The 24,535-nt window shown below is 65.8% G+C and carries 21 protein-coding genes; 8 read left to right on the top strand and 13 right to left on the bottom strand.

Annotated features, from left to right (window positions below; all coding sequences use genetic code 11):
- Positions 1-52: 52 nt before the first annotated feature.
- Both XH81_RS14085 and pcsA read right to left on the bottom strand, forming a co-directional pair.
- Positions 53-787 (bottom strand): TerC family protein, encoded by a 735-nt coding sequence (locus XH81_RS14085; RefSeq protein WP_028144563.1) that lies wholly within the window; start codon positions 785-787, stop codon positions 53-55.
- A complete protein-coding gene (pcsA, locus tag XH81_RS14080) occupies positions 784-1,551 on the bottom strand; it encodes a phosphatidylcholine synthase (RefSeq protein ID WP_028144562.1) in 768 nt (255 codons plus the stop codon). Before pcsA ends, XH81_RS14085 begins: the two co-directional genes overlap by 4 nt.
- A gap of 86 nt (positions 1,552-1,637) precedes the next feature.
- Between pcsA and XH81_RS14075 the strand changes: the two genes are divergently transcribed.
- Positions 1,638-2,822 carry a UbiH/UbiF family hydroxylase gene (locus XH81_RS14075; RefSeq protein ID WP_028144561.1) on the top strand — a complete coding sequence of 395 codons (1,185 nt, stop codon included), beginning with the start codon at positions 1,638-1,640 and terminating at the stop codon, positions 2,820-2,822.
- A 6-nt stretch (positions 2,823-2,828) separates the two neighbouring features.
- Here the strand turns inward: XH81_RS14075 and XH81_RS14070 are convergent, their stop codons facing one another.
- A complete protein-coding gene (locus XH81_RS14070; RefSeq protein WP_028144560.1) occupies positions 2,829-3,782 on the bottom strand; it encodes an AEC family transporter in 954 nt (317 codons plus the stop codon).
- A gap of 106 nt (positions 3,783-3,888) precedes the next feature.
- On the opposite strand from XH81_RS14070, the gene hspQ reads away from it, so the two are divergent.
- Positions 3,889-4,221: a heat shock protein HspQ gene (gene hspQ / locus XH81_RS14065; protein WP_008564941.1), complete on the top strand. Its 333-nt coding sequence runs from the start codon at positions 3,889-3,891 to the stop codon at positions 4,219-4,221.
- Positions 4,222-4,301: 80 nt separating this feature from the next.
- On the opposite strand, the gene XH81_RS14060 is transcribed toward hspQ, so the two are convergent.
- Positions 4,302-5,126 carry an invasion associated locus B family protein gene (locus tag XH81_RS14060; RefSeq protein ID WP_028144559.1) on the bottom strand — a complete coding sequence of 275 codons (825 nt, stop codon included), beginning with the start codon at positions 5,124-5,126 and terminating at the stop codon, positions 4,302-4,304.
- An 84-nt stretch (positions 5,127-5,210) separates the two neighbouring features.
- Positions 5,211-5,546, bottom strand: coding sequence for a hypothetical protein (locus tag XH81_RS14055; RefSeq protein ID WP_271596257.1), 336 nt, complete (start codon positions 5,544-5,546; stop codon positions 5,211-5,213).
- On the opposite strand from XH81_RS14055, the gene XH81_RS14050 reads away from it, so the two are divergent.
- The 3 genes from XH81_RS14050 (at position 5,448) to XH81_RS14040 (ending at position 10,049) form a co-directional block, all read left to right on the top strand.
- Complete coding sequence (locus XH81_RS14050; protein WP_271596256.1) at positions 5,448-7,232, top strand: extracellular solute-binding protein; 1,785 nt, start codon at positions 5,448-5,450, stop codon at positions 7,230-7,232. The genes XH81_RS14055 and XH81_RS14050 overlap by 99 nt on opposite strands.
- 4 nt (positions 7,233-7,236) lie before the next feature.
- Positions 7,237-8,739 carry a class I adenylate-forming enzyme family protein gene (locus XH81_RS14045; protein WP_028144557.1) on the top strand — a complete coding sequence of 501 codons (1,503 nt, stop codon included), beginning with the start codon at positions 7,237-7,239 and terminating at the stop codon, positions 8,737-8,739.
- A gap of 86 nt (positions 8,740-8,825) precedes the next feature.
- Positions 8,826-10,049 carry a hypothetical protein gene (locus tag XH81_RS14040; RefSeq protein WP_028144556.1) on the top strand — a complete coding sequence of 408 codons (1,224 nt, stop codon included), beginning with the start codon at positions 8,826-8,828 and terminating at the stop codon, positions 10,047-10,049.
- 24 nt (positions 10,050-10,073) lie between these two features.
- Here the strand turns inward: XH81_RS14040 and XH81_RS14035 are convergent, their stop codons facing one another.
- The 4 genes from XH81_RS14035 to XH81_RS14020 all read right to left on the bottom strand — a co-directional run bounded on the left by XH81_RS14035 (position 10,074) and on the right by XH81_RS14020 (position 14,950).
- Positions 10,074-10,310: a hypothetical protein gene (locus XH81_RS14035; protein ID WP_028144555.1), complete on the bottom strand. Its 237-nt coding sequence runs from the start codon at positions 10,308-10,310 to the stop codon at positions 10,074-10,076.
- 374 nt (positions 10,311-10,684) lie between these two features.
- Complete coding sequence (locus XH81_RS14030; protein ID WP_028144554.1) at positions 10,685-10,894, bottom strand: cold-shock protein; 210 nt, start codon at positions 10,892-10,894, stop codon at positions 10,685-10,687.
- Positions 10,895-11,144: 250 nt separating this feature from the next.
- Complete coding sequence (gene mfd, locus XH81_RS14025) at positions 11,145-14,663, bottom strand: transcription-repair coupling factor (protein WP_028144553.1); 3,519 nt, start codon at positions 14,661-14,663, stop codon at positions 11,145-11,147.
- Entirely contained in the window at positions 14,660-14,950 is a 291-nt protein-coding gene (locus tag XH81_RS14020; RefSeq protein WP_028144552.1) for an FAD assembly factor SdhE, read from the bottom strand. The genes mfd and XH81_RS14020 overlap by 4 nt, the downstream gene beginning before the upstream one ends.
- Positions 14,951-15,134: 184 nt before the next feature.
- On the opposite strand from XH81_RS14020, the gene recG reads away from it, so the two are divergent.
- Positions 15,135-17,243, top strand: coding sequence for an ATP-dependent DNA helicase RecG (gene recG / locus XH81_RS14015; protein WP_028144551.1), 2,109 nt, complete (start codon positions 15,135-15,137; stop codon positions 17,241-17,243).
- 97 nt (positions 17,244-17,340) lie between these two features.
- Here the strand turns inward: recG and XH81_RS14010 are convergent, their stop codons facing one another.
- From XH81_RS14010 to glmS, 3 genes are all read right to left on the bottom strand, one after another.
- The gene (locus XH81_RS14010) at positions 17,341-18,198 is read right to left on the bottom strand and encodes an NAD(P)-dependent oxidoreductase (protein WP_028144550.1); all 858 of its coding nucleotides are present in this window, start codon (positions 18,196-18,198) and stop codon (positions 17,341-17,343) included.
- A gap of 104 nt (positions 18,199-18,302) precedes the next feature.
- Positions 18,303-19,073 carry a DUF502 domain-containing protein gene (locus tag XH81_RS14005; protein ID WP_028144549.1) on the bottom strand — a complete coding sequence of 257 codons (771 nt, stop codon included), beginning with the start codon at positions 19,071-19,073 and terminating at the stop codon, positions 18,303-18,305.
- Between the two features lie 84 nt (positions 19,074-19,157).
- Positions 19,158-20,984, bottom strand: a complete 1,827-nt coding sequence (gene glmS, locus XH81_RS14000) for a glutamine--fructose-6-phosphate transaminase (isomerizing) (protein WP_028144548.1) — start codon at positions 20,982-20,984, stop codon at positions 19,158-19,160.
- 221 nt (positions 20,985-21,205) lie between these two features.
- Here glmS and XH81_RS13995 point away from each other — a divergent pair, with 221 nt between their 5' ends.
- Complete coding sequence (locus XH81_RS13995; protein ID WP_028144547.1) at positions 21,206-21,424, top strand: hypothetical protein; 219 nt, start codon at positions 21,206-21,208, stop codon at positions 21,422-21,424.
- A gap of 154 nt (positions 21,425-21,578) precedes the next feature.
- On the opposite strand, the gene glmU is transcribed toward XH81_RS13995, so the two are convergent.
- Positions 21,579-22,934 (bottom strand): bifunctional UDP-N-acetylglucosamine diphosphorylase/glucosamine-1-phosphate N-acetyltransferase GlmU, encoded by a 1,356-nt coding sequence (glmU, locus tag XH81_RS13990; RefSeq protein WP_028144546.1) that lies wholly within the window; start codon positions 22,932-22,934, stop codon positions 21,579-21,581.
- Positions 22,935-23,108: 174 nt separating this feature from the next.
- Between glmU and XH81_RS13985 the strand changes: the two genes are divergently transcribed.
- Positions 23,109-24,500 (top strand): hypothetical protein, encoded by a 1,392-nt coding sequence (locus tag XH81_RS13985; RefSeq protein WP_028144545.1) that lies wholly within the window; start codon positions 23,109-23,111, stop codon positions 24,498-24,500.
- Positions 24,501-24,535 lie beyond the last annotated feature (35 nt).

Genomic DNA, 24,535 nt, shown 5'->3' with positions numbered 1-24,535 from the left:
GGCCAGCGAAAGACATCGCGCCCGCCTTGTCAACTCGATGTAGCTGGAACGCCTAAACCGACGGCTTGCTGATCTTCCTGCGGTTGCGCTTGGCCAGCACGTTGAAGAATTCGACGGCGGCCGAGAACGCAATTGCAAAATAGATGTACCCGCGCGGAATGTGGAATTGGAATCCGTCCGCGACCAGCGCGACGCCGATCAGCACCAGGAACGCCAGTGCCAGCATTTTCGTGGTCGGATGCTCCGCGACGAAGCGCGACACCGGGCCCGACGAAATGTACATGATCAGGCAGGCGATCACGACCGCCGCGATCATGATCTCGATATCCTGGGCCATGCCGATCGCGGTGATGATCGAATCCAGCGAGAACACGATGTCGATGACGATGATCTGGATGATCACCCAGAAGAAGGCGCTGCCGCCGGATTTCTGATCGGCCTCGCCGTCATCGGCCTCGACCTCGGCGTGGATCTCGTGCGTCGCCTTCGCGATCAGGAACAGGCCGCCGCCGATCAGGATGAGGTCGCGCCAGGAGAAGTCCGCGCCCTTGAATGAAAATACCGGCGCGGTCAGGCCGATCAGCCAGACCAGGACGCTGAGCAGGATGATGCGGAAGATCAGCGCGAGAGCGAGCCCGATCTTGCGGGCGCGGTCCGCCTGCTGCTGGGGGATGCGCGAGACGATCACCGACAGGAAGATGACGTTGTCGATGCCGAGGACGATCTCGAGCGCGGTCAGGGTGAGCAGCGCGGCCCAGGCTTCGGGACTGGTCAACAGATGCATCATGCGAACGATCTTACCAGACGTATCAGCGCATCGCTGAAGCTGATCCAGAGCGCGATCGCGCAGAGTGCGATGGTGACGCCGGCGCCGACGCGGAAATCCATCTCCAGCACGTAGAGGCCAAGCAGCGCCCAGATCGCGATCAGCGACATCGTCAGCCAGCGCAGCCGCACGACGCGGACCGGATGCAGCACGTGGAACGGCACGAAGGTCAGCACGACGAGCGCGGCCACCAGCAGCGTCGACCACAGCGGCGGCCAATGCAGCAGGAACAGATAGAACGCAGCCGCATTCCACAGTGCCGGGAAGCCGCGGAAATGATTGTCGTCCGCCTTCATGCGCAGATCGGCGAAATATAGTGCGCTGGTGACGATGATGGCGACGCCGAGCAAGGGAGCTGCGACCGGCAGCAGCAGGCCGCTGGCGACGATCGCGTAGGCCGGCACGAAGACATAGGTGACGAAGTCGACCACGAGATCGAGCACGTCGCCAGACCAGTTCGGCTGCACGTTCTTGACGTCGAGGCGACGCGCGATCGGCCCGTCGATCGCGTCGATGATCAGGGCGACGCCCAGCCACTGAAACATCGCCGCCCAGTGCTCGCGCACGGCCTCCAGCATCGCCAATAGCGCGATCGCCGCGCCGAACGCGGTGAAGATGTGCACCGAGAAGGCCGCGGCGCGGATCGCCGGTTTCGGCTTCAGGGAATCCTGCTGGGTATCCATGGCTTCTGCTATCAGAATGAGGCCGGTTTGCACATCCGCCATTGCGACGCCCGGTCGCACAATCTGTCATAAAATCAGGCACAATCAGCGGGCTTGAATTTGCCGCGGAGCGTGTCATTTGTCGCTCCATGACAGACGCATCGACACTCCATGACGCCGCCGTGATCGGCGGCGGACCGGCCGGACTTGCGGCGGCCATCGCACTGGCGCAGGCGGGTGCGCGGACCGCGCTGGTGGCGCGGCGCGTTCCCTATGCCGACAATCGCACCACCGCGCTGCTCGGCGCCTCCGTCGAGCTGCTGGAGACGCTTGACGTCTGGTCCCGCTGCAAGGACAAGGCCGCCGCGCTCGAGGTCATGCGCCTCGTCGACGACACCGGCAGGCTGTTCCGCGCGCCGGAGGTCCGGTTCTCCTGTCACGAAATCGCGCTCGACGCCTTCGGCTACAACATCGACAACCGCTCGCTGATGCTGGCTCTGGAAGAGCGTGCGGCTGAGCTGCCCAATCTCGTCCGTTTCGACGACGAGGCCGAAACCATCGTCATCGAAGCCGACGACGTCGCGGTCCGCACCGCCTCCGCGCAGTTTCTCTCGGCCCGCCTGGTGGTCGGCGCCGACGGCCGACATTCGCTGTGCCGCGAAGCTGCCGGCATCGCGGTGACGCGGCGCGAGCTGACGCAGACGGCGCTGACCTTCAACGTCGGTCACACGCGGCCGCATCGCAACGTCTCGACCGAGTTCCACACACCGCATGGACCCTGCGTGTTCGTGCCCCTGCCCGGCGACCGCTCCAGCATCGTCTGGGTCTCGGCGCCTGCGGAGGCGGAGCGGCTCCGCGGCCTCAGCGATGCCGAGTTGTCGGCCGCGATCGAGAAACAGTCGCATTCGATCCTGGGACGCATGACGGTCGAGCCCGGCCGCAACCTGTTTCCGCTCGCGATCGAACGTCCGAAATCCTTCGGCCGCGACCGCATCGCGCTGGTTGGCGAAGCCGCCCATGTGGTTCCACCGATCGGCGCCCAGGGCCTCAATCTCGGCCTGCGCGATGCCGCCGATGTTGCCAGGCTGGCGGGCGAGGTCATCGCAGCCGGCCAGGATCCCGGCGCGCCCGACGTGCTCAAACGCTACGACCGCGCGCGGCGTCCGGACGTTTTGAGCCGCACCTTTGCGATCGACATCGCCAACCGCTCGCTGCTCAACGATTTCCTTCCGCTTCAGCCGGTCCGTGCCGTCGGCATGCACCTGCTCGGCGCCATCGGCCCGCTCCGGCGTTTTGCCATGCGCGAAGGCCTGACGCCGACCTGGCGGCGGTAACTTCTCTCACGGAAACACCAGCCGTCCGCTCTGAAGCAGCCACATCACGCTGGTCAGCGTGACCACGGACGCGAAGGTGCCGAGCAGCACCGCGACGGACGCCGATTCGATCCAGGCATCGTTCTGCCGGGCGATCACGAATACGTTCAGCGCTGGCGGCAGCGAGGCCATCAGCACGGCGGTCGCAGCCCAGGGCTGCGCGAAGGGGCCGAACGCCAGCATCAGGCCGAACGCCGCCAGCGGATGGATCAGGAGCTTGACCGCGATCACGCCCGGCACTTCCCACGGCACCCGGTCGAACGGACGCAGCGCCACGGTCACGCCGAGCACGAACAGCGCGGTCGGCGCGGCGGCGTTCTGGAGGAAGGTGATGGTGCGGTCGAGCGCGACCGGCATCTCGATATGTAGCGCCGCGACCGCGGCGCCAAAGCAGGCCGACATGATCAGCGGGTTGAGCACGATCTGCTTCAGCACGACGCCGAAGGCGTGCACGATCGAGGGATGGTCGCGGTCGGACAGCTCGATCAAGAGCGGCACGATCGTGAACAGGAAGATGCTGTCGCAGCAGAAGATCAGCGCGGTCGGCGCCGCCGCCTTGGTCCCGAGCACGGCGAGCGCCAGGCCGGGCCCCATATAGCCGATATTGCCGTAGCCGCCGGAGAGGCCTGCGAGCGTCGCCTCGCGCAATGTCAGCCGTCCCAAAACCTTGCCCACGACCAGCGCCAGTGTGAACGCGGCGACGGTGGAGAGCGTGGTCGCTATCAGGAACGGCGGGTTGTTCAATTCCGCAAACGGCGTCTTCGACATGATCGCAAACAGCAGCGCCGGCAGCGACACGTAGAGCAGGAAGAAGTTCATCCAGGCGAGACCCGATTCCGGCAGGGACTTGACCTTGCCGCAGGCAAAACCGACGAAGATCAAGCCGAAATAAGGTAGCGCCAGATTGAGGATATCGACCATTGATGAAGTGTTTTCTGAAGACTTGGGGGCTATCTGCCCCCAAAGTGAACGTTAATTCCAGATGAGGCCACTAGCATCGGCCACAATCCTGGTCTATCGACGGGGAATGATTAAAGCGCGGACCGCCAAATTCCAGATCGGACAGGTCGTGCGCCACCGGATCTTCTCGTTCCGGGGCGTGATCTTCGACATCGATCCGGAATTCAACAACACCGAGGAGTGGTGGCTGTCGATCCCCGAGGAGGTGCGGCCCCACAAGGACCAGCCGTTCTACCACCTGCTCGCTGAGAACGCGGAATCGGAATACGTCGCCTATGTCTCGGAGCAGAACCTTCTGCCCGACGACTCCGGCGAGCCGGTCCGGCATTCCCAGGTCGCCGAGATCTTCATCAAGGACAAGGCCGGCGGCTATCGCCCGCGCAACCCGTCGCTGAACTAGGTTTTCACCACCAGCACCCAGCCAGCAAAAAAGGCGCTCGAGATGAGCGCCTTCTTCATGTCTGGACGTCTGACGCCCGATTACTTCTGGCCGGTCGGAGCCGCGCCCGGGGCAGCACCGCTCTGCTCGAGCTTCTTGCGCTGCTCATCAGCCTTCTTCTGAAGCTCTTCCTGGAGCTTCTTCTGATTTTCCTCGAACACCTTCGGATCGGTCGGCGGACCGTCATAGGCCTTCTGGAATTCGCCGGCGAGCGGCAGCGGCAGGGTCAGCGGCGCGCCGTTGGCGTTGATCGCCTGGACAACGAGATTCTGGCCCTTCTTCATGCTGTTGATGAGCTCGGGCGTCGCCTCGTAATCGGACATGCAGCCGTTCTGGAAGCAGATCACATAGGGCTGCTGCAGCGGCGCGTTGCTGTCCACGATGATGCGGGTGCCGTGCACGAGCTGCATGCCGAGCGGCAGCGTCACGCGCAGGATCTTCTTGGGCTCGCCTTCCGGCTCGATGATGACGGCGGCGATGACCGGCTGGCCCGATTCGATGCGGCCGTCCTTGCCGGTGAAGCAGACCTGCTTGGCGTTGGCATCCTGGCCCTTCAGGCAGAACTTGGTCCAGGGGGCGTAGATCAGCTGGATCTGCTGATCGGCCGGCTGGGCCGGGCCCTGCTGCGCCGGAGCGCCTGCAGCGGGAGCCTGCTGCGCGGGGGCCTGAGCAGCCGGTGCCGGAGCCTTCGGGGCGGCCTTGGGAGCCGCTTTCGGGGCCGGAGCCGCCTTGGGCGCACCCGGGGCCGGGGCCGGCGCCGGGGTCTGGGCCTCGGCGGCAAACGGAACGGCCAACGCCGTCGCCGTCAACAGGGCGAGAAGTCGCCCACGCGGCCGGACGGACGCGGCCAAGTAACGGAAATTCATTGCGGAAAACCCTTTCTGAACGGGAAGCGCCCGAACCGCTCCGAAGCGCCGAACCAAGCCGCCTTGGGCGCGGCTCTCTTCCCGTCAATTGAGGCAGATAAGTGACGGGCTCGGCGCTCTTGCGCGATTGCCCGCCTTCTTAACGTGGCCGACGAAAAGATCAATGCCGACAACCGTCTTTGGCCACATCCGCGGCTGCGCCCGGTGAAATTCCCTGTGATAGGATTCGAGGCTAGCCGGTCCTCGAATCAACGTGTGCCGATGTTCAAGTTCCAGCGCCTTTTCGAGGGCCCCGGTCTCCGCCTTTGCGTCCTTGCCTCTATGCTCGCGGGTGGGCTGTGCGCTGGCAGCGCGCGGGGCGAGGAAGCCCACGCCATCGCCATGCACGGCAAGCCGGCCATGCCGGCCGATTTCACCCACATGCCCTACGCCAATCCCGATGCCCCCAAGGGCGGCCGCTTGACCTGGGGTGTTCTGGGCACCTTCGACAGCCTCAATCCCTTCATCGTGAGGGGATTAGCCGTGCAGCAGATGCGGGGCTACGTGGTCGAGAGCCTGCTCGCGCGCGGCAATGACGAGGCATTCACGCTCTATGGCCTGCTCGCCAGGAGCGTCGAAACCGACGACGAGCGGAGCTTCGTCACGTTCCGTCTCGATCCGCGCGCCCGTTTTTCCGACGGCAAGCAGGTCATGGCCGAAGACGTGCTGTTCTCCTGGCAGCTCCTGCGCGACCGCGGTCGTCCGAACCTTCGGCAATACTATGCCAAGGTTGCCAAGGCCGAGGCGCCCGATCCCCTCACCGTCCGCTTCGACCTCGCGGGCGCCAACGACCGCGAGCTGCCGCTGATCCTCGGCCTGATGCCGATCCTGTCGAAGCAAGCCGTCGACGTCGCGACCTTCGAGGAGACGACGCTGACGAGCCCGATCGGCTCAGGCCCCTATCGCGTCACGGCGGTGAAGCCCGGGGCCAGCGTGACGCTCACCCGCAATCCCGATTATTGGGGCCGCGACCTGCCCATCAACCGCGGGCTCTACAATTTCGACGAGATCCGGCTCGACTATTTTCGCGAGGCCAACGGCCAGTTCGAAGCCTTCAAGCGCGGCCTCTATGATTTCCGCGTCGAGCACGAGCCGCTGCGCTGGCACGACGGCTACGATTTTCCAGCCGCCAAAAGCGGCGAGGTGATCCGCGACAGCGTCAAGCCGGGCCTGCCGCAACCTTCCGAATTCCTGGTGTTCAACACCCGCCGTCCAATCTTCGCCGACATCCGCGTCCGCCAGGCGCTGACGCTTCTGTTCGATTTCGAGCTGGTCAACCGCAATTACTTTTTCGGGCTTTATTCGCGCGTTGCCGGCTATTTCGCCGGCTCCGACCTGTCGGCCTATGGCCGGCCCGCGGACGCGCGCGAGCGCGAGCTGCTCAAACCCTTCGCCGCGCAAATTCGGCCCGATGTCATGGACGGCAGCTACCGTCTGCCGGTGACTGACGGATCGGGACGCGACCGCACCACGCTGCGCGCCGCGCTGAAGCTGTTGTCGGACGCCGGCTATGAGCTCGACGGCACCGTGCTGCGCAATCGCAAGACCAAGGCGCCCCTCAACTTCGAGATCCTGGTCACGACCCGCGACCAGGAACGCATCGCGCTCGCCTTCCAGCGCGACCTCAAGCGCGCCGGCATCGAGCCGAGCGTGCGAACGGTCGACCCCGTGCAGTTCGATCAACGCCGGCTCGCTTACGAATTCGACATGATCCAGAACCGCTGGGACCAGTCGCTGTCACCCGGCAACGAGCAATATTTCTACTGGGGCAGCGCTGGCGCGGACAATCCGGGGACCCGCAACTACATGGGCGCCAGGGATCCGGCGATCGATGCCATGATCGCCGCCCTGCTCGAGGCCCGGGAACATACGGATTTCGTCTCGTCGGTGCGGGCGCTCGACCGCGCTCTGATCGCGGGCTTCTACACAATCCCCCTGTTTAACGTATCCGAGCAATGGATCGCGCGCTGGAATCGGATAGAACGGCCCAAGGCCACCTCGCTCTCAGGCTATTTGCCGGAGACCTGGTGGTCGAAGGGGCAGCCGCAAGCTCATCAAGCAAAGTGACGCCGTGAACCAGCCAGCCGTATCGCCGACGCTCGACACGTTGTTTCAGCGCACGCTGATCCGGCAGCCGCACGCGCCCGCCCTGCTTGATCCCCTCAACAAGGCCCGCGTGACCGGGCACCAGCCGCGGCGGATGACCTATGCCGAAGCCGACACGGCCATCGAGGCGCTGTCGGCTTATTTCGTCGAATCAGGCCTGCCGGCCAATTCCGTCATCGCGATCCAATTGCCTGCCACGGTCGAGTTCGTGCTCACCGTGCTCGCCGCCCATCGCGCCGGCCTCGTCGTCGCGGTGCTGCCGCTGCTCTGGCGGCACGCGGAACTGACCGCCGCGCTGAACCGCACCGCGGCGCGCGCCATCGTCACCATGAGCACGGTCGACGGCGTCAGCTATGCCGATCTGGCGATGCATGCGGCCGCGGAAGCCTTCTCGATCCGTCACGTCTGCGGCTTCGGCACCGATCTACCGGAAGGCATGGCTTCGCTCGACGAGGTGCTGGCCCGCCCGCCCGGCACCACGCGCGCCGTGATTCAGGACGGCCGCAAGGCGGCGATGATCTCCTTCGACGTCACGGCCGAAGGCTTTCGCCCGGTGCCGCGGCCGCATTTCAGCCTGATCGCCGGCGGGCTTGCGATGTCGCTGGAAGCCGACATCAGGCAGGGCGCGACCGTGATGGCGGCGTTCACGCCGATGTCGTTCGCAGGGCTCGCCTCCTCGCTCGCGGTGTGGCTGCTCTCCGGCGGCGCGCTGGCGCTGCATCATCCGTTCGAGAACGAGGTGCTGGAGCAGCAGATCAACGAGCATGAATGCGAGGTGCTGATCGCGCCGGCGCAGCTCGCGCTGCGTCTTGGCGATGCCGACCTGGCGGCGCGGATGCCGACCTTGCGCAATGTCATCGGCCTGTGGCGCGCGCCCGAGCAGGTGGCGGCGAGCGATGCCTGGATCGCGCCCCATGCCCCGCTGACCGACGTCTACCTGTTCGGTGAGGCCGGGCTGTTCGGCGCCCGCCGCGGCGAGGACGGCATGCCCGTTGCGGTGATGCCCGGGCCGCACGGCGCCCCGCGCGAGCAATCCGGCTCCTCCATTGCCGGCGAGATCCTGCTGACGCCGAAGGGCACGCTCGGCCTGCGAGGCGCGATGGTGCCGATCGCGGCCTATGCCCCGCCGCAGCCGGTCGGCGACACGCTGATCGCGCAGCCGCCGCGCGATTATGTCGACACCGGCTATGCCGCCCGGCTCGACCGTCCGAGCGGCGCGATCTGCATCACCGCGCCCCCCTCCGGCATCATGGCCGTCGGCGGCTACCGCTTCCTCTCCAACGACCTTCAGGAATGGGCTCGCCGGCTCGGCCAGGGCGCCCTGCTCACCGCGCTGCCCGACCGGCTTTCCGGCCACCGGCTGGCCGGACGCGCGCAGGACAATACCCGGGCCCGCGAGGCGCTCAGCGAGCTCGGGCTTAACCCCCTGATGGTCGAAGCTTTTCGCGACCGTTCCGGCCCCGGCTAGGCGCGGTTTCGCCTGGTACGTTGACGCTGCATTAAGGCGGCCAAACTAGATTGCGGGGCATCTGTCGCGTGATCAGAGTTTTGCGAATGTCCCAGGCGGGCCCGATCCTGTTTGTGTCCAATGCCGAGCGGCCGCCCTTCATTGCGGCGCTGGACGAGGCCCGGCTCTTTCCCGTCGTCGACACCGACTGGGCCAGCGCAGCGCGCGCGGTCGAGCAGGTCCAGCCGGCCGCGGTTCTCGCCCAGATGTCCGGCGGTCATGAGCCGCATATTGCGCCGCTCGCCAAGAAGATCGCCGACCAGTCGCTCTACCTTCCTTTCGTGGCCCTCGATGCTGCAGGCACGCTGCCCCACAACGCCCTGCCGTTCTCCTCGCGCGGCGGCAATTCCGACCGCCTGATCGCGCGCCTTCGCGCCGCTCTGCGCGTGCGCACCCTGCATGCCACGGTGCTGCGCCGGCTGCCGGAAGTGAAGGTCGCGCTGCCGCAAGGCGATCCCGCCCGCGATGCCACCGTGCTCCTGATCGGCCGCGGCTCGGCCTATCCCGCGCTCTCCGTCGCGCTCGGCGAACGTGCCGGCGTCGTCGGCGCGCTCTCGATCGAGGCCGCCGCGAAACATCTCAACACCCGTGACCTCGACGGCGTCGTGCTCGCCGAAGGTTTTACCGCGCGCGTCACCGACGCCTTTCTCACCGTGCTCGCCGAGGACACCCGCTTCCGCAGCCTGCCCGTCGTCGTCACCGCGCACCAGCTGACACAGACCTACGACCTGCCCAATCTCGAGCTGATCCCGGGCGAGCCGGCGAACGTCGCGGCCAATGCGCTGCCCCTGATCCGCCAGCATGCGATGGAAGCACAATTGAGCCGCACGCTGCGCTCGATCGATGCCGGCGGCTGGCTCGATCCGCGCAGCGGCCTGCTCACCGTGGAAGCCTTCGCCCGCGACTTTTCCAAGGCGGTCGAGCAGACGCTCGCCCGCGGCGGTGGTTTGTCGGTCGCACGCTTCGCCTTCGACCCCGGCAATTCCCGCGCCCAGCTCGATGCCGCCCGGATCCTCAGCCGCCTGATGCGGCAGATGGATTTCGGCGCGGCGCAGAAGGACGGCTCGGTCATCGTCGTGTTCGCGGAGACCGACTTCCGCACCGCCCACATGATCGCCCGCCGCCTCTCGGCGGTGATGCGGCACACCTCCAACGGCAAGCACGAGATGCGCAGCGAGCCCGTGGTCAGCGTGGATTCGCTGTCGCCGTCGGATACGGCAAGGTCGCTGCTGGGGCGGCTGTCGGCGGATGCGTCGCGGGCGGCATCGTAGCATCCGCCGGCACGGCTCGATCGCTCAAACCATCATGAGCTTGATCTGGCCGTCCTCGACGGTCCCCATCGCGAGAGCGTCGCGCGCCATCTTCTCGACGGCCGGCCAGTTCGCCAGAAGGTATCTCTGCGCCTGCGCCTTGGTCGGGAAATTTGTTTGAAGAATACAGCTCTGCCGCGTGTTCCCGTTCGCGATCTGGAAGGACACCGCCTGAGGGCCCTCCCGAATCTCTTGCTCGGTGGGCTGGGGAAGCTTGCGCATGCTGCTCCTTCTCGCGGCTTAGCGAACCGGTAAGGCGACCCCGGAGGCTGGATCGGCGCGAGCCGTCCCGGCCGCGATCTTCCTGGCTTTCAATCTTCGCTCTGACTCGAGGCTCGGTTGCGTATTGCGGACCGCTTCGGTCAGCATCAGGCGGAGCTCTGCCTTGGTCTTGGGTGCTTGTCGTGTGGTCGACTTCTGCCAATTGGTCATGAAGTCTATATGGGTATTTTCGCGCGAAACGCCACCATTCGCATTCGCGATCAGGCGGTAACCGGTGCAAAAAACCCGCGGCCGGTGAACGGTCGCGGGTCAAGAGATCCGAAGCTCTGCCAGTACATCCGTGGTCAAAGCAACGTCATGTCGATTGCGACAGCCTATGCGGCGCGCAGATCTTCAGCAGCAGACTTGCCGGTCCGGCGGTCTGCAACGATTTCGAATGAAACCTTCTGCCCTTCGTTGAGGGTATTCATGCCGGCGCGTTCAACGGCGCTGATATGAACGAACACATCCTGGCTGCCCTGGTCGGGCTGAATGAATCCGAAACCCTTTTGGCTGTTAAACCACTTCACAGTTCCCGTCGTCATGGGGTCGTCCTTTACGATAGATAAGCGTTTGGCCACGCTCAAAAGCGCGGTCGATGTCGTCGAGATCTGGAGGGAGGGTCGTCAGTCAGGCGCGCTTGAAAGCGGCGAGGCCAAGTCGTTCGGCCGAAACTCGATGATTTGGATATAGATACTGCTCGGTCATTCCGCAAGTGACCATACGTCATTGTCTTCAGATCCAGAGGCCGCGCAACGATTCAAGCCGCATCGCCTCTGCAGATATCACAGCGCCTCACGCCGCCTTCTTGCTTTCCGCGAGCTGCGCCAGCTGGCGCATGATCTCCGTCGTCCCAACGAGACGCTCTTCCGGCGTCTCCCAATCCTGCAGGAACACCACCTTCATGTCGGGCCGCACCTTGGCGGCCTGGCCGTAGCTGCGGATGAAGCTCACGAGGCGGTCGGGATGGGCGAAGGAATTGTCGCGGAAGGCGATGACGGCGCCCTTCGGGCCGGCATCGATCTTGCCGACATTGGCGCGGCGGCAGAACGCCTTGATCGCGGCGACCTTGAAGAGGTAGCGCACCTCGTCCGGCAGCACGCCGAAGCGATCGCGCATCTCGGCGCCAAAATTCTCGATCTCCTCCTCGGTGTCGAGATCGGCGAGCCGCCGGTACAGCGACAGCCGCACCGAGAGATCGCCGACATAATCCTCCGGAATGAGCACGGGCATGCCGATGGTGATCGACGGCGACCAGCGGTCGGCGGCGGGCTCGGAGACGCCGGCCTTGAGGTTGACGATCGCCTCCTCCAGCATCGACTGGTAGAGCTCGAAGCCGACCTCCTTGATATGGCCGGACTGCTCCTCGCCGAGCAGATTGCCGGCGCCGCGGATGTCGAGGTCGTGCGAGGCGAGCTGGAAGCCCGCGCCCAGCGTCTCCAGCGATTGCAGCACGGTGAGCCGGCGCTCGGCCTGCGCTGTGATCTTCTGCTGCGCCGGCAGCGTGAACAGCGCATACGCACGCAGCTTGGAGCGGCCGACGCGGCCGCGCAGCTGGTAGAGCTGGGCGAGGCCGAACATGTCGGCGCGGTGCACGATCAGCGTGTTGGCGTTGGGGATGTCGAGGCCGGACTCGACGATCGTGGTGGACAGCAGGATGTCGAACTTGCCGTCGTAGAAAGCCGTCATGATGTCCTCGATCACGGCGGGCGGCATCTGGCCGTGCGCGACCGCGACCTTCATCTCCGGCACGTTCTTGTCGAGGAAATCCTTGACCTCGGCGAGGTCGTCGATGCGCGGCACCACGTAGAACGCCTGGCCGCCGCGGTAGCGCTCGCGCAGCAGCGCCTCGCGGATCATCAGCGGATCATGCGGAGCGACGAAGGTGCGCACCGCGAGGCGATCAACCGGGGGCGATGCGATGATCGAGAGCTCGCGAACCCCGGTCAGCGCCAGCTGCAGCGTGCGCGGAATCGGGGTTGCCGACAGCGTCAGTACGTGCACCTCGGAGCGCAGCGCCTTCAGCCGCTCCTTGTGAGTGACGCCAAAATGCTGCTCCTCGTCGACGATGACGAGGCCGAGGTCGCGGAACTTGATCGCCTTGCCGAGCAGCGCGTGGGTGCCGACGACGATGTCGACCGAACCGTCGGCGATGCCCTTCTTGACCAGATTGAGCTCCTTGGTCGCGACCAGGCGCGAGGCCTGCGCCACGTTGACCGGAAAGCCCTTGAAGCGCTCGGTGAAAGTCTTCGCGTGCTGGCGCGCGAGCAGCGTGGTCGGCACCACCACGGCGACCTGCTTGCCTTCGAGCGCGACGGCAAAGGCCGCGCGCAACGCCACCTCGGTCTTGCCGAAGCCGACGTCGCCGCAGATCAGCCGGTCCATGGGACGGCCGAGTTCGAGATCCTTCAGCGTGGATTCGATCGCCCCTAGCTGGTCCTCAGTCTCGTCATACGGGAAGCGCGCGCAGAACTCGTCGTACAGGCCCTGCTGCACCGGCAGCTTGGGCGCCTCGTGCAGATGACGCGCGGCGGCGATCTTGATCAGCTCGCCCGCGATCTCGCGGATGCGGTTCTTGAGTTTTGCCTTGCGGGTCTGCCAGCCGCCGCCGCCGAGGCGATCGAGCTCGACCGTGGTCTGGTCCGAGCCGTAGCGCGACAGCAGCTCGATGTTCTCGACCGGCAGGAACAGTTTTGTCTCGGCGGCATAGTGCAGCTCGAGACAGTCATGCGGCGCGCCGGCGACATCGAGGGTCTGAAGGCCGATGAAACGGCCGATGCCGTGGTCGACGTGGACGACGATGTCGCCAGCGGCAAGGCTCGTGATCTCCGAGATGAAATTGTCGAGCTTGCGGCTGGCCTTGCGCGGCCGCACCAGGCGATCGCCAAGGATGTCCTGCTCGCTGATCAGCGCGATCTCATCGGTCTCGAAACCGCTTTCGAGGCCGAGCACGGCCAGCATGGTCTCGTTGCGCGGGGTGGCCTGCACCGTCCGCCAGCTGTTGACGCTGGTGGTGTGGGCCAGCTTGTGGTCGCGCAGCATCGAATTCATGCGGTCGCGCGATCCCTCGCTCCAGAGCGCGATCACGACCTTCTTGCGCTGGGCGTGCAGCGCCATGACGTGGCTGACCACGGACTCGAATACGTTGACCGTGGTGTCGTTGCGTTCCGGCGCGAAGTCACGGCCCTTGCGGGCACCGGCGTCGATGACACTGGTCCCGTCAGCCGGAACCGAGAACTGTGTCAGCCGCAGCAGCGGCATGTCGCTCTCGCGCCTGGTCCATTCCTCGCTGGTCAGATAGAGCCGGTCCGGCGGCAGCGGCTTGTAGATGGCGCCGCCGGCGGGATGCTCCATCGCATCGCGGCGCGCCTCGTAATAGTCCTGGATCTGCTTGAATCGCTCGCGGATGGCGTCCTCGGCCTGCGGCTCGATCGCGAGGGGCGCGCCTTGCAGATAATCGAACAGCGTGTCCATCCGGTCCTGGAACAGCGGCAGCCAGTGCTCCATGCCGGGATGGCGGCGGCCTTCGCTGACGGCTTCATACAGCGCATCGTCGCGCTCGGGCGCGCCGAACTCGGCGACATAGCCCATGCGGAAACGGCGGATGGTGTCGGTGATGAGCTGGAATTCCGAGATCGGCACGAGGTCGAGCGAGCGCATGTCGAGCAGCGTGCGCTGGGTCTCGGCGTCGAAGGAGCGGATCGATTCCAGGCTGTCGCCGAAGAAGTCGAAGCGGACGGGCTGATCGAGGCCGGCCGGAAACAGATCCAGAATGCCGCCGCGCACGGCATATTCACCGGGCTCACGCACGGTCGAGGAACGGTTGTAACCGTTGTGCTCGAGCCAGGCGACGATGGTGTCCATCGGCACGACGTTGCCGGGCGCCACCGACAGCGCCTGCGCCGCGACGAGTTCACGCGCCGGCACGCGCTGCACGATCGCATTCACCGTGGTCAGCACGATCAGCGGCTTGTCGCTGCCGGTGAGCGAGGCCAGCCGCGCCAGCGTGGTCAGGCGTTGTGCCAAAATGCCGCCATGCGGCGAGACGCGGTCATAGGGCTGGCAGTCCCAGGCCGGGAACTGGAGCACCGGCAGATCGGGCGCGAAGAACTGCAGCGCGCGTTCGAGCTGCTGCATGCGCGGACCGTCGCGGCAGACCACGGCAAGGCTGACGGCCGGCTTCTTCGGCCGCGCCGCGATGGCGCGGGCGAGATCGGAGACGACCAGGCCTTCGGCGCCTTCCGCGACATTGGCAAGCGTCAGCACACGGCCGGGCGCAAGCAGCTCGGCCGGAGATTTCATTCCCTGCTTCATGCGTCGCGGTCCGCGATCGGATAGGCCTTGATGCGGGCAAACAGCGCGCCGGTGACATCAGCCGGCAGCACCTTGTCGCCGGTGATGGCGGCATAGAGATCGGGATCGTTGACCTCGAGCAAGGTCTCGAGCTCGGTCAGCTCGGCGTCCGACAGATTGCCGATCTCGGCATCCGCAAAGCGGCCGAGGATCAGGTCCATCTCGCGCGTGCCGCGGTGCCAGCAGCGGAACAAAAGCCGCTTGCGGCGGTCGTCCAGCCCGCTGCTCGATCGTGTCGTTCCCGTCATGTCTCAAATCCAGTCAAACGCAGAAAGCCCGGACGTGCCGGGCGGGGCTGATATAGCCATTCGGGGTGGCCGTGTCAGCCCTCGATTTGGCAAGCCTGCCGCCCGGGTGCGGCCGCGAAAAAAGCCGTGGATGCCCGGCATAAAGCCGGGCATGACGGGCCGAAACGATCCTAGATTCGCATCCATGCGCCCCAGCCTGCTCAATCCGCTGTTTGCTCCCGTGACCAGCCTGCCCGGCGTCGGTCCGAAGCAGGACAAGCTGCTGCAATATTTGCTCAGCCGCAGCGAGACGCCGCGGCTGGTCGACCTGCTGCTGCATCTGCCGAGCCAGGTCATCGACCGCCGCGCCCGGCCGAAGATCCGCGACGCCGCGGTCGGAACCATGGTGACGCTGGAGGTCACCGTCGACCGCCACCGCCCGCCTCCACCGCGCAACGCGCGCGCACCCTATCTGGTCTATGCCAGCGACGACACCGGCGACGTCGTGCTGACCTTCTTCCGCGCCAAGCCCGGCTATGTCGAAAAACTGCTGCCAATGGGGGAGAAGCGGTTCGTCTCCGGCACGCTGCAGATGTACGACGGCATCCCGCAGATGGTGCATCCCGACCGCGTGCTGGACGAGGAGGCGATCGCAAAGCTCTCCGGCATCGATCCGGTCTATCCGCTGACGGAGGGGCTGGCGCTCGGCTCGCTCCGCCGCGCGATCGCCCAGGCGCTGCAGAAGCTGCCGGCTTTGCCGGAATGGATCAGTCCGGAGGTGATGCGCCGCTGCAATTTTCCTGCGATCACCGAGGCGCTCAACCGTGTGCATCAGCCGGTCGAGCTCACGGACATCCTGCCCGATCAGCCGTTCTGGTCGCGCCTCGCCTTTGACGAGCTCCTGGCCGGCCAGCTCGCGCTCGCTTTGATCCGCGCGCAATTGCGCCGGCCCGCCGGCGTCCGCAACGCGGGCGACGGTCACCTGCGCAGCAAGATCATCGACGCCCTGCCCTATGCATTGACGCTGTCCCAGCGTGACGCGGCCGCGGCGATCGCCAGCGATCTGCAACAGCCCGTACGCATGTTGCGCCTGCTCCAGGGCGACGTCGGCTCCGGCAAGACCGTGGTCGCGCTGCTCGCGGCCGCGGCCGTCACGGAGGTCGGCAAGCAGGCGGCCCTGATGGCGCCCACCGAAATCCTGGCGCGCCAGCACATCAAGACCATCGCCCCGCTCGCCGAGCGCGCCGGCATGCGGGTTGCGATCCTCACCGGCCGCGAAACGGGCAAGGAGCGGCGTGAGATCATCGCGCAGCTCGAAGCCGGCGAGATCGACCTCCTGGTCGGCACCCATGCGCTGATCCAGGACGATGTGATCTTCCACGATCTTGCCCTCGCGATCGTCGACGAGCAGCACCGCTTTGGCGTGCGCGAACGGCTCGCGCTGACGTCCAAGGGCGAGGCCGTCGACGTGCTGGTGCTGAGCGCGACGCCGATCCCGCGCACGCTGGTGCTGACCTATTTCGGCGACATGGACATTTCCGAGCTGCGCGAAAAGCCGGCCGGCCGCCAGCCGATCGAAACCCGCACCATATCGATCAGCCGCCTCGCCGAAGTCACTGACAGCATCGGCCGCGCGCTGCAGGCGGGCAAGCTGGTCTACTGGATCTGCCCGCTGGTCGAGGAATCCGAGGCCGAAGGCACCGAGCACCTCACCAACGCGACCAAACGTTTCGAAAGCCTGCAGAAGCGGTTCGGCGAGCGCGTCGGCCTCGTCCACGGCCAGATGAAGGGCGCCGAGAAGGACCGCGTGATGGGCCAGTTCGCCGCCCACGAGATCGGCCTTCTGGTCGCGACCACCGTGGTCGAGGTCGGCGTCGATGTGCCGGCGGCGACCATCATGGTGATCGAGAACGCCGAACGGTTCGGCCTCGCCCAGCTGCACCAGCTGCGCGGCCGGATCGGACGCGGCTCGGAGGCCTCGACCTGCCTGCTGCTCTACTCCGAGCCGCTCGGCGAGATGTCGAAGGCGCGGCTGAAGGTGATCCGGGAGACCACCGACGGCTTTCGTATCGCCGAGGAGGATCTGAAGCTGCGCGGCGAAGGCGACGTGCTTGGCGTGCGCCAGAGCGGCCTGCCCGGCTACCGCATCGCGCGCTCGGAGGTCCACGGCCAGCTCATCACCCAGGCGCGCGACGAGGCACTGCGCATCCTCAAGGACGATCCAAAGCTGAAGGGCGAGCGTGGCGAGGCGCTGCGGTGCCTGCTGTATCTGTATGAGCGCGACGAGGCGATCCCGCTGATCGGCGCGGGCTGAGGGCTTCCGCAAAGATCGTCGCAAAGGGACTCGCGGAGACTCCCCCTCGTGTGGAGAGAGACCTTTACATCTGAAGCAAACCGGCTCGCGGGAGCGACTAGGCTTTCTTCTGTGTGATCCCCGCAGCGAACGCCTTCATCAGCGCGGCATCCGCCGCCTCACCATTTGCATCCTCGGCGAGATGCTCGAACCATCTCGCAAAGCCCTCATAGATCTGGCTGGCCGGATGATCCGGGCCGAGGAATCCGGAAATCTCCCGCATCTCCGCGACCCAGCGATACGCTTTCGGGATCATGTCCGGCAGCGCGACCTCGAGCCGCGCCAGGATCGCGGGCTGGCTCAGCGCCAGTTCGTCACGCAATGCGTCCGCAGCGCCCGCTTTCGTCGCCGCGACCACCATCGCCGAGCCGATGCCGGCGAGGCCCTTGACGATGCCGGCATAGGACATTTTCAAAGCCGACGCGGCGCCGACCGGGCCCTCGACGATGCGCACGTCGAGGCCGAAATCCTTCAGCACCGCGACCTCCTTGGCGTATTCGCCGGACATGTAGAAGGCCGGGCTCTTGCCGCCGGGCTGCGGCGGAAAGCCGATGATGCCGCCATCGACGAACGGCGCCTGCGCCGAGCCGATGATCTCCTCGATCCTTTGCACCGTGTCGACGTTGACCGCATTGCAATCGACGACGACCGGCTTCTTCTCGCGCCTGACGATCAGCGCGGCCAGCCGCTCAGCCAGCGCGACGGCTTCGCCCGGCGGCACGATCGAGAGGATGATGTCGGCGCTCGCAATTTGATTGTCATCGGCGCCGACCATGCCGGCATCCGCCGCGCGTTTCCGCGTCGCCTCGCTCCGCCCTTCCAAAGACGTCAGCACGCGCGCGCCGTGCTCACTGAGGCGGCGGGCGACGGCGCTGCCCATGGCGCCGGGCGCGAGGATCGCAATGGTCTTGGACATCATGTACTCCGGATCGAATTCCGAGCGAGGCGCTCAGGTGAACCGGAGGATATCAGAGGATGCGAACGCGCGCGTGACTGCGGCCATCCCGCAAGGGAATGGCCCTACTCCACCTTCGCAGGCTCGGGCCGAAGCGCCGAGGCGTTGGCGATGCGCGCGGCATTCGCCATGCCCGCGAGCGCGGCGGCCTTTTTCGGATCGGGTGCCGAGCCCGGCTGCACCACGCCGGCCGACATGATCAAGGTCGCGGCGTCTTCGGTGCTCATGTCGACTTCGACGATCTTGCTCTTGGGCACGTAGAAGAAGAATCCGGTGGTCGGGTTCGGCGAGCACGGCAGGAACACGGAGACATGCTCCTCCTGCCCCGGCAGGCTGCGCGCGACCTCTTCATTCGGCGATTGCGAGATCAGCACGATCGACCACATGCCTGGCGAGGGAAACTCGACCAGCCCGACTTTGCGGAAGCTCGAGCCCTTGCCCGAGAACAGCGTCTCGAACACCTGCTTCAGGCCGCGATAGATGGCGCGCACGGCCGGGATCCGGCCGAGGAAGGTCTCGCCGACATCGACCAGCGTCCGGCCGATCAGGTTGGCGGCGAGGAATCCGACCAGCGTCAGCGTGAAAAATGCGACGACCAATCCCCAGCCGGGAATGACGTACGGCAAATAGGTTTCGGGCCGGTAGGCCAGCGGCACGAACGGCCGCACCACGCCGTCGACCCAGGTCACGAACCACCAGACCAGATACAGGGTGATGGCGATTGGGCCCGTCACCACGAGGCCAGTCAGAAAATAGTTGCGGAAGCGGCCCATCAGGCCGGTATGCGGTTCCGGGAGAGGATCAAGAGGCGCAGGCGCGTCGTCGCGGGGGGTCATTCGGGTTCCAGGTCGGTCGCAGCACACAAGCTAGGGTCTTCTAGCAGGTTTTGGAAGACCGCGACCGACTGATATCCCTTCTGCCTATTCCACGGTCACCGATTTCGCGAGGTTGCGAGGCTGGTCGACGTCGGTCCCCATGACGACAGCCGTGTGATAGGCGAGCAGCTGCACGGGAACGGCATAGACCATCGGGGTGAAGGCCGCCGCCATGTCGGGCATGACGATGGTGACGAGGGACTCGACGGTCGCCTCTTCCGCACCCTTCGCGTCCGTCATCAGGATGATGTTGCCGCCGCGCGCGGCGACCTCCTGCATGTTGGAGACCGTCTTTTCGAACACCCGGTCGTAAGGCGCGATGACGACGACAGGCATCGTCTCGTCGATCAGCGCGATCGGCCCGTGCTTGAGCTCGCCGGCGGCATACCCCTCGGCGTGGATGTAGGAGATCTCCTTCAGCTTCAGCGCGCCTTCGAGCGCAAGCGGGAAGCTGGTGCCGCGGCCGAGATAGAGCACGTCGCGCGACTTGGCGATCCTGTGCGCGAGCTTTTCGATCTGCAGCTCGGTGGTGAGCGCATCCGCCATCAGGCGCGGGACCTCGACGAGGCCATGGACCAGCTTGGTCTCATCCTCGTCGGACAATTCGCCGCGCGCCTTGCCGGCCGCGATCGCGAGGTTTGCGAGCACCATGAGCTGACAGGTGAAGGCCTTGGTCGAGGCGACGCCGATCTCGGGGCCCGCGAGCGTCTGCAGCACGGTCTCGCTCTCGCGCGCGATCGTCGAGGTCGGCACGTTGACGACGGCGACCGTGTGCACGCCCTCGGCCTTGGCATAGCGCAGTGCCGCCAGGGTGTCGGCGGTCTCGCCGGACTGCGAGATGAAGATGGCGAGATCGCCCTTGCGCAAGGGCGCCTCGCGGTAGCGGAATTCGGAGGCGACATCGACCTCGACCGGCACGCGCGCAAAGCGCTCGAACCAGTATTTTGCGACGTAGCCGGCATAGCTCGCGGTGCCGCACGCCGTAATGTTGATGCGCTGAATGTTCTTGAAGTCGAACGGCAGCTTGACCGGCAGCGCGACACGCTCGGTTGCCATGTCGACGTATCGCGCCAGCGTGTGGCCGACCACTTCCGGCTGCTCGTGGATCTCCTTCGCCATGAAGTGGCGATAGTTCGCCTTGTCGACGAGCGAAGTCGAGGCGGCATGCTTGATCTTGTCGCGCTGGACGGCATTGCCGTCCTTGTCGAAAATCGACGCGCTCTTGCGCGTCAACACGACCCAGTCGCCATCTTCGAGATAGCTGATCGTGTCGGTGAACGGGCCGAGCGCGATAGCGTCCGAGCCGAGATACATCTCGCCGTCGCCATAGCCGATCGCCAGCGGCGGCCCGTTGCGGGCGCCGATCATCAGGTCGCCGTCGCCGGCGAAGATGAAGCCGAGCGCGAAGGCGCCGCGGAGTCGCCCCAGCGCCAGCTTGACGGCTTCGACCGGCTTGTTGCCGCGCGTGAGCAAATCGTCGACCAGGTGCAGCACGATCTCGGTGTCGGTCTCGGTGTGGAACACCGTGCCCTTCTTCTCGAGCTCCTCGCGCAGCTCGCGGAAATTCTCGATGATGCCGTTGTGGACCACGGCGACGCGCTCGGTCGCGTGCGGATGGGCGTTGTTGACGGTGGGCTTGCCGTGGGTGGCCCAGCGGGTATGGCCGATGCCGGTGGTGCCCTGGAGCGGCTCGGCTTCCAGCCGCTTCTCCAGGTTCTTCAGCTTGCCCTCGGCGCGACGGCGCTCGAGGTGCTTGCCTTCGAGCGTGGCGACGCCCGCCGAGTCATAGCCGCGATATTCAAGACGTTTGAGCGAATCCACCAGCTGCTCTGCAACCGGCTCGCGCCCGAGAATGCCGACAATCCCGCACATGCGGATCACTATCCCCCAAATCGTCGAAAAATCGCCTAAACGACGCGCCCGGTTTTTAGCGAAAATCCCAGGGAACCATATACTCAATAATTATTGCGGATTGAGACAGCATGGACCGCAACCTGAGCTTCGCCTGCGTCGAATTGGCCGGCCTTAGACAGCGCACGTTAACTTGTTGTCAATATGTTTGACCAACGATTCCGGTGCAGGAGAGCAAAGCCATGAAAGGCTCGTCCGACCGCAAAGGTCTGTCATCGATGTACTTGCGTGCCAGCGAGACCACGGGCACGCATTTGGCGCATTGGCCGCCGCCCCAGCGCGGCAAGGAAAGCAAGCCGGTCTTCCTGAAGCATCCGGAGGGCGAGCCGGCCAAACGCGCCAAGCCGCGTGGCTGGCGCCTGACCCGCGCGATCTTCTCCGAATTCGCCGACGACGAATAGCGCCTACGGACGAAGACCCTCATGGTGAGGAGCGCAAAGCGCGTCTCGAGCCATGAAGCCCCCGCATCTCGCCCGCGGCCCTCCTTCGAGACGCCCGCTTCCAGTGGGCCCTCAGGATGAGGGCGGAGTGTGCTGCGACACAACAGAATAGTGCCTATTTCTCCGGTTTCTTGCCGCCCGTCTTCAGCTCGCGATAACGCGCAGCGCCGCCTTCGCGGATGGTCTGCTGGTTGCGCTCCAGTGCCATCGCATCGTCAGGCACGTCGCGGGTGATCACCGAGCCCGAGCCGATATAGGCGCCATTGCCGATTTTGACCGGGGCGACCAGCGAGGAATTGGTGCCGACGAAGGCGCCCTGCCCGATGATTGTCTTGTGTTTCTTGAAGCCATCGTAGTTGCAGGTGATGGTGCCGGCGCCGATGTTGGAATTGGCGCCGACGGTGGCGTCACCGATGTAGGAGAGATGATTGACCTTGACGCCGGCCTCCAGCGTCGCCGCCTTGGTCTCCACGAAATTGCCGATCCGCGCGCCGTCGCCGAGCGAGGTGCCGGGCCTCAAGCGCGCATAGGGGCCGATCGAAACGTTCTTGCCAAGCGTGGTCTGCACGATGTGCGAGAACGAGTGGATCACGGTGCCGTCGGCGATCGACACGCCGGGGCCGATCACCACGAAAGGCTCGATCATCACGTCCTTGCCGAACAATGTGTCGGCGGACAGATAAACGGTCTCGGGCGCGATCAGCGTGACGCCGGCCTCCATCGCCGCTTTCCGCAAGCGCGCCTGCATCACGGCTTCGGCTTCCGCAAGCTGCGCCTTGGTGTTGATGCCGCGCACTTCATCCTCGCTGGTCTCGATCACCACGGACTCCCATCCCTGCTTGCGGACGATTTCGACCGCGTCGGTCAGATAATACTCGCCCTTTGAATTCGCATTGCCGATTTGCCCGAGGATTTCGAGCGCCCGGCGCCCGTCGATTGCCATCACGCCGGCATTGCACAGATCGATCTTGCGCTCCTCTGCGCTGGCATCGGCCTGCTCGCGGATCGCGACCAGGCGTTCGCCCTCGACGATGAAGCGGCCATAGCCGGTGGGATCGGCGGCGCGAAAGCCGAGCGCGGCAATCGCGGCGCCCTTCGCGAGCGGCGCGCGCAGCCGCGCAAAGGTCTCGGCCGAGATCAGCGGCGTGTCGCCGAAGGCGATCAAGAGATCATCAACGCCGCGCCCGATCGCCTCGCGCGCCGCCAGCACCGCATGCGCGGTGCCGAGCCGCTCGGCCTGCACGAAGATGAGCGCGTCGGGCCGGATGCGCTTTGCCTCGTCCGCGACCGCCTGGTGATCGGGGCCAATCACGACCGCGAGCGAGGTGCCGGTTCCCTGGGGTGCCGCGGCGAGCACGTGAGCGAGCAAGGTCTGGTGGGCTACCGGATGCAGCACTTTCGGCAGGCTCGATCGCATGCGCGTGCCTTCGCCGGCGGCGAGCACGATCGTGAGGCTGGAACGGGCGGTCATCGAAATCCTGTCAGATACGGCCGAATCAATTGGCGCGACGGGCGGGCAGCCACCCGCAAAAGCTCTTGCCTTGCTACCCCCGCAAACGCCCGGAATTCAAGTGCGACACGCTTTTCCTGTTAATGTTCCCTGATTGATTCGGGGAAGCCGGGCAGGGCTGGGCACTTAACGTTCATGGCAAAGGATTCCGACCCACTGGCGGATGCCTTCGGCACCAAGGAGACCGGCGGGCTGTTCTCCGGACTTGTGGCCGAGGAAAGCGCGTTCGACCGCCGCATGATGTGGCGGCTGGGCTCCTGGGGTGTGGCAGCCGTAGGCGCCGTCGTCATCGCGGTGATGGCCAATCAGGCCCAACTCGGCTGGCGGCGCGACCAGGTTGCGTCCGCCGATCTCGCGCGCCAGGCAGAGCGGCTCCAGGCGCTGGCCAAGGAGAGCCAGAACGAGGCCCGCCGGCTTGCGGCCGCCATCGAGACGCTGAACACGGATCGCGACCGGCTCTATTCCCGTGTCACCGTGGTCGAGCAAGGGCTCGATTCCGTCACCGGCGCCATCGCCAAGCAACCCACCGCACCACCGCAGCCCGGCAAGCCGCAGGATGCCACGCCGACGGCGCCCAGCGTCGCGCCGGTCGCTTCGACCCCCGCCTCCGCCGGCGACAAGCCCCGCACCGAGGCCGCCAAGGACACGCCCAAGGACACGCCCAAGGATACGGTCACGGTCAAGGATACTCTCAAGGAAGTTGCAAAGGAGCCGTCGAGCCTGCCACCGCAGACTGCCGCCGCCGCCTCGCTCGTGCAGCAGCCGCTGGCAGCGACTTCGGCGCTGCCGACCATACCGCTGGTGCCGTCCAAGTCGATCATGGCGCCGCCCGATCCAGCCGCGTCGAAATTGATTCAGCCCGAGACAAACGAGAAGGCCGCCGAGAAGAAAGTCGAGCCGGCGCCCGCCCCGACCGAAGTCGTCGCGACAGCCGCGAAGGCACCTGAGGCAGCCGAGAACGAATCCCCCGCCATCGCGGTCCAGCAGACGCGTTTCGCGATCGACCTCGGCGGCGCCAATTCGATCGACGGCCTGCGCGCGCTCTGGCGCGGCCTGAGCAAAACCAATCCGGAAATCGCAGCACTGCGACCGATCATCATGATCAAGGAAGGCAACACCGGCCTCGGCATGCAGCTTCGCCTGGGTGCCGGTCCGCTGGTCAACGCCGCCGCCGCCGCAAAATTCTGCGCGAGCCTCGCGGAGAACGATCGTCACTGCGAGACCACCGTCTTCGACGGCCAGCGCCTCTCGATGCGCGGCGGATCGGAGAAGGGACAAGAGAAGTCCCAGGACAGAGTTCAAGAGAAGAACTCCGAGAAGAACCAGGACGCGGTCCCGCAAGCCGAAACCGCGCCCGCGCCGAGTGCAAAGCCCGAGAAGCCGCAGCGCCGCCGCAGCTACTCCTCCAAGCGCTCGTCGAAGCGCGAAGAGCCCGCGCCCCCGCCTGCGGCGCAGCCCGCGCCGGCGAAGCCGGAGACCGCGTCTGCGTCCGCGGGATCGACGCTGTCGTCGTTCTTCAGGCGATAAACATTGCGCCTGAACGGGCGGTGAATGCCGGCGTG

Origin of the sequence: Bradyrhizobium sp. CCBAU 25360 (assembly GCF_028128695.1) — a bacterium.
In the GTDB taxonomy this organism is placed as follows: domain Bacteria; phylum Pseudomonadota; class Alphaproteobacteria; order Rhizobiales; family Xanthobacteraceae; genus Bradyrhizobium; species Bradyrhizobium ottawaense.
This window is presented reverse-complemented; position numbering and strand designations above follow the sequence as displayed.

Bases quoted from the DNA above. Each gene is read 5' to 3' on its own strand.
- XH81_RS14085 (WP_028144563.1), bottom strand. From the start codon at position 787: ATGATGCATCTGTTGACCAGTCCCGAAGCCTGGGCCGCGCTGCTCACC.
- pcsA (WP_028144562.1), bottom strand. From the start codon at position 1,551: ATGGCGGATGTGCAAACCGGCCTCATTCTGATAGCAGAAGCCATGGAT.
- XH81_RS14075 (WP_028144561.1), top strand. From the start codon at position 1,638: ATGACAGACGCATCGACACTCCATGACGCCGCCGTGATCGGCGGCGGA.
- XH81_RS14070 (WP_028144560.1), bottom strand. From the start codon at position 3,782: ATGGTCGATATCCTCAATCTGGCGCTACCTTATTTCGGCTTGATCTTC.
- hspQ (WP_008564941.1), top strand. From the start codon at position 3,889: ATGATTAAAGCGCGGACCGCCAAATTCCAGATCGGACAGGTCGTGCGC.
- XH81_RS14060 (WP_028144559.1), bottom strand. From the start codon at position 5,126: ATGAATTTCCGTTACTTGGCCGCGTCCGTCCGGCCGCGTGGGCGACTT.
- XH81_RS14050 (WP_271596256.1), top strand. From the start codon at position 5,448: ATGCTCGCGGGTGGGCTGTGCGCTGGCAGCGCGCGGGGCGAGGAAGCC.
- XH81_RS14040 (WP_028144556.1), top strand. From the start codon at position 8,826: ATGTCCCAGGCGGGCCCGATCCTGTTTGTGTCCAATGCCGAGCGGCCG.
- XH81_RS14035 (WP_028144555.1), bottom strand. From the start codon at position 10,310: ATGCGCAAGCTTCCCCAGCCCACCGAGCAAGAGATTCGGGAGGGCCCT.
- XH81_RS14030 (WP_028144554.1), bottom strand. From the start codon at position 10,894: ATGACGACGGGAACTGTGAAGTGGTTTAACAGCCAAAAGGGTTTCGGA.
- mfd (WP_028144553.1), bottom strand. From the start codon at position 14,663: ATGAAGCAGGGAATGAAATCTCCGGCCGAGCTGCTTGCGCCCGGCCGT.
- XH81_RS14020 (WP_028144552.1), bottom strand. From the start codon at position 14,950: ATGACGGGAACGACACGATCGAGCAGCGGGCTGGACGACCGCCGCAAG.
- recG (WP_028144551.1), top strand. From the start codon at position 15,135: ATGCGCCCCAGCCTGCTCAATCCGCTGTTTGCTCCCGTGACCAGCCTG.
- XH81_RS14010 (WP_028144550.1), bottom strand. From the start codon at position 18,198: ATGTCCAAGACCATTGCGATCCTCGCGCCCGGCGCCATGGGCAGCGCC.
- XH81_RS14005 (WP_028144549.1), bottom strand. From the start codon at position 19,073: ATGACCCCCCGCGACGACGCGCCTGCGCCTCTTGATCCTCTCCCGGAA.
- glmS (WP_028144548.1), bottom strand. From the start codon at position 20,984: ATGTGCGGGATTGTCGGCATTCTCGGGCGCGAGCCGGTTGCAGAGCAG.
- XH81_RS13995 (WP_028144547.1), top strand. From the start codon at position 21,206: ATGAAAGGCTCGTCCGACCGCAAAGGTCTGTCATCGATGTACTTGCGT.
- glmU (WP_028144546.1), bottom strand. From the start codon at position 22,934: ATGACCGCCCGTTCCAGCCTCACGATCGTGCTCGCCGCCGGCGAAGGC.
- XH81_RS13985 (WP_028144545.1), top strand. From the start codon at position 23,109: ATGGCAAAGGATTCCGACCCACTGGCGGATGCCTTCGGCACCAAGGAG.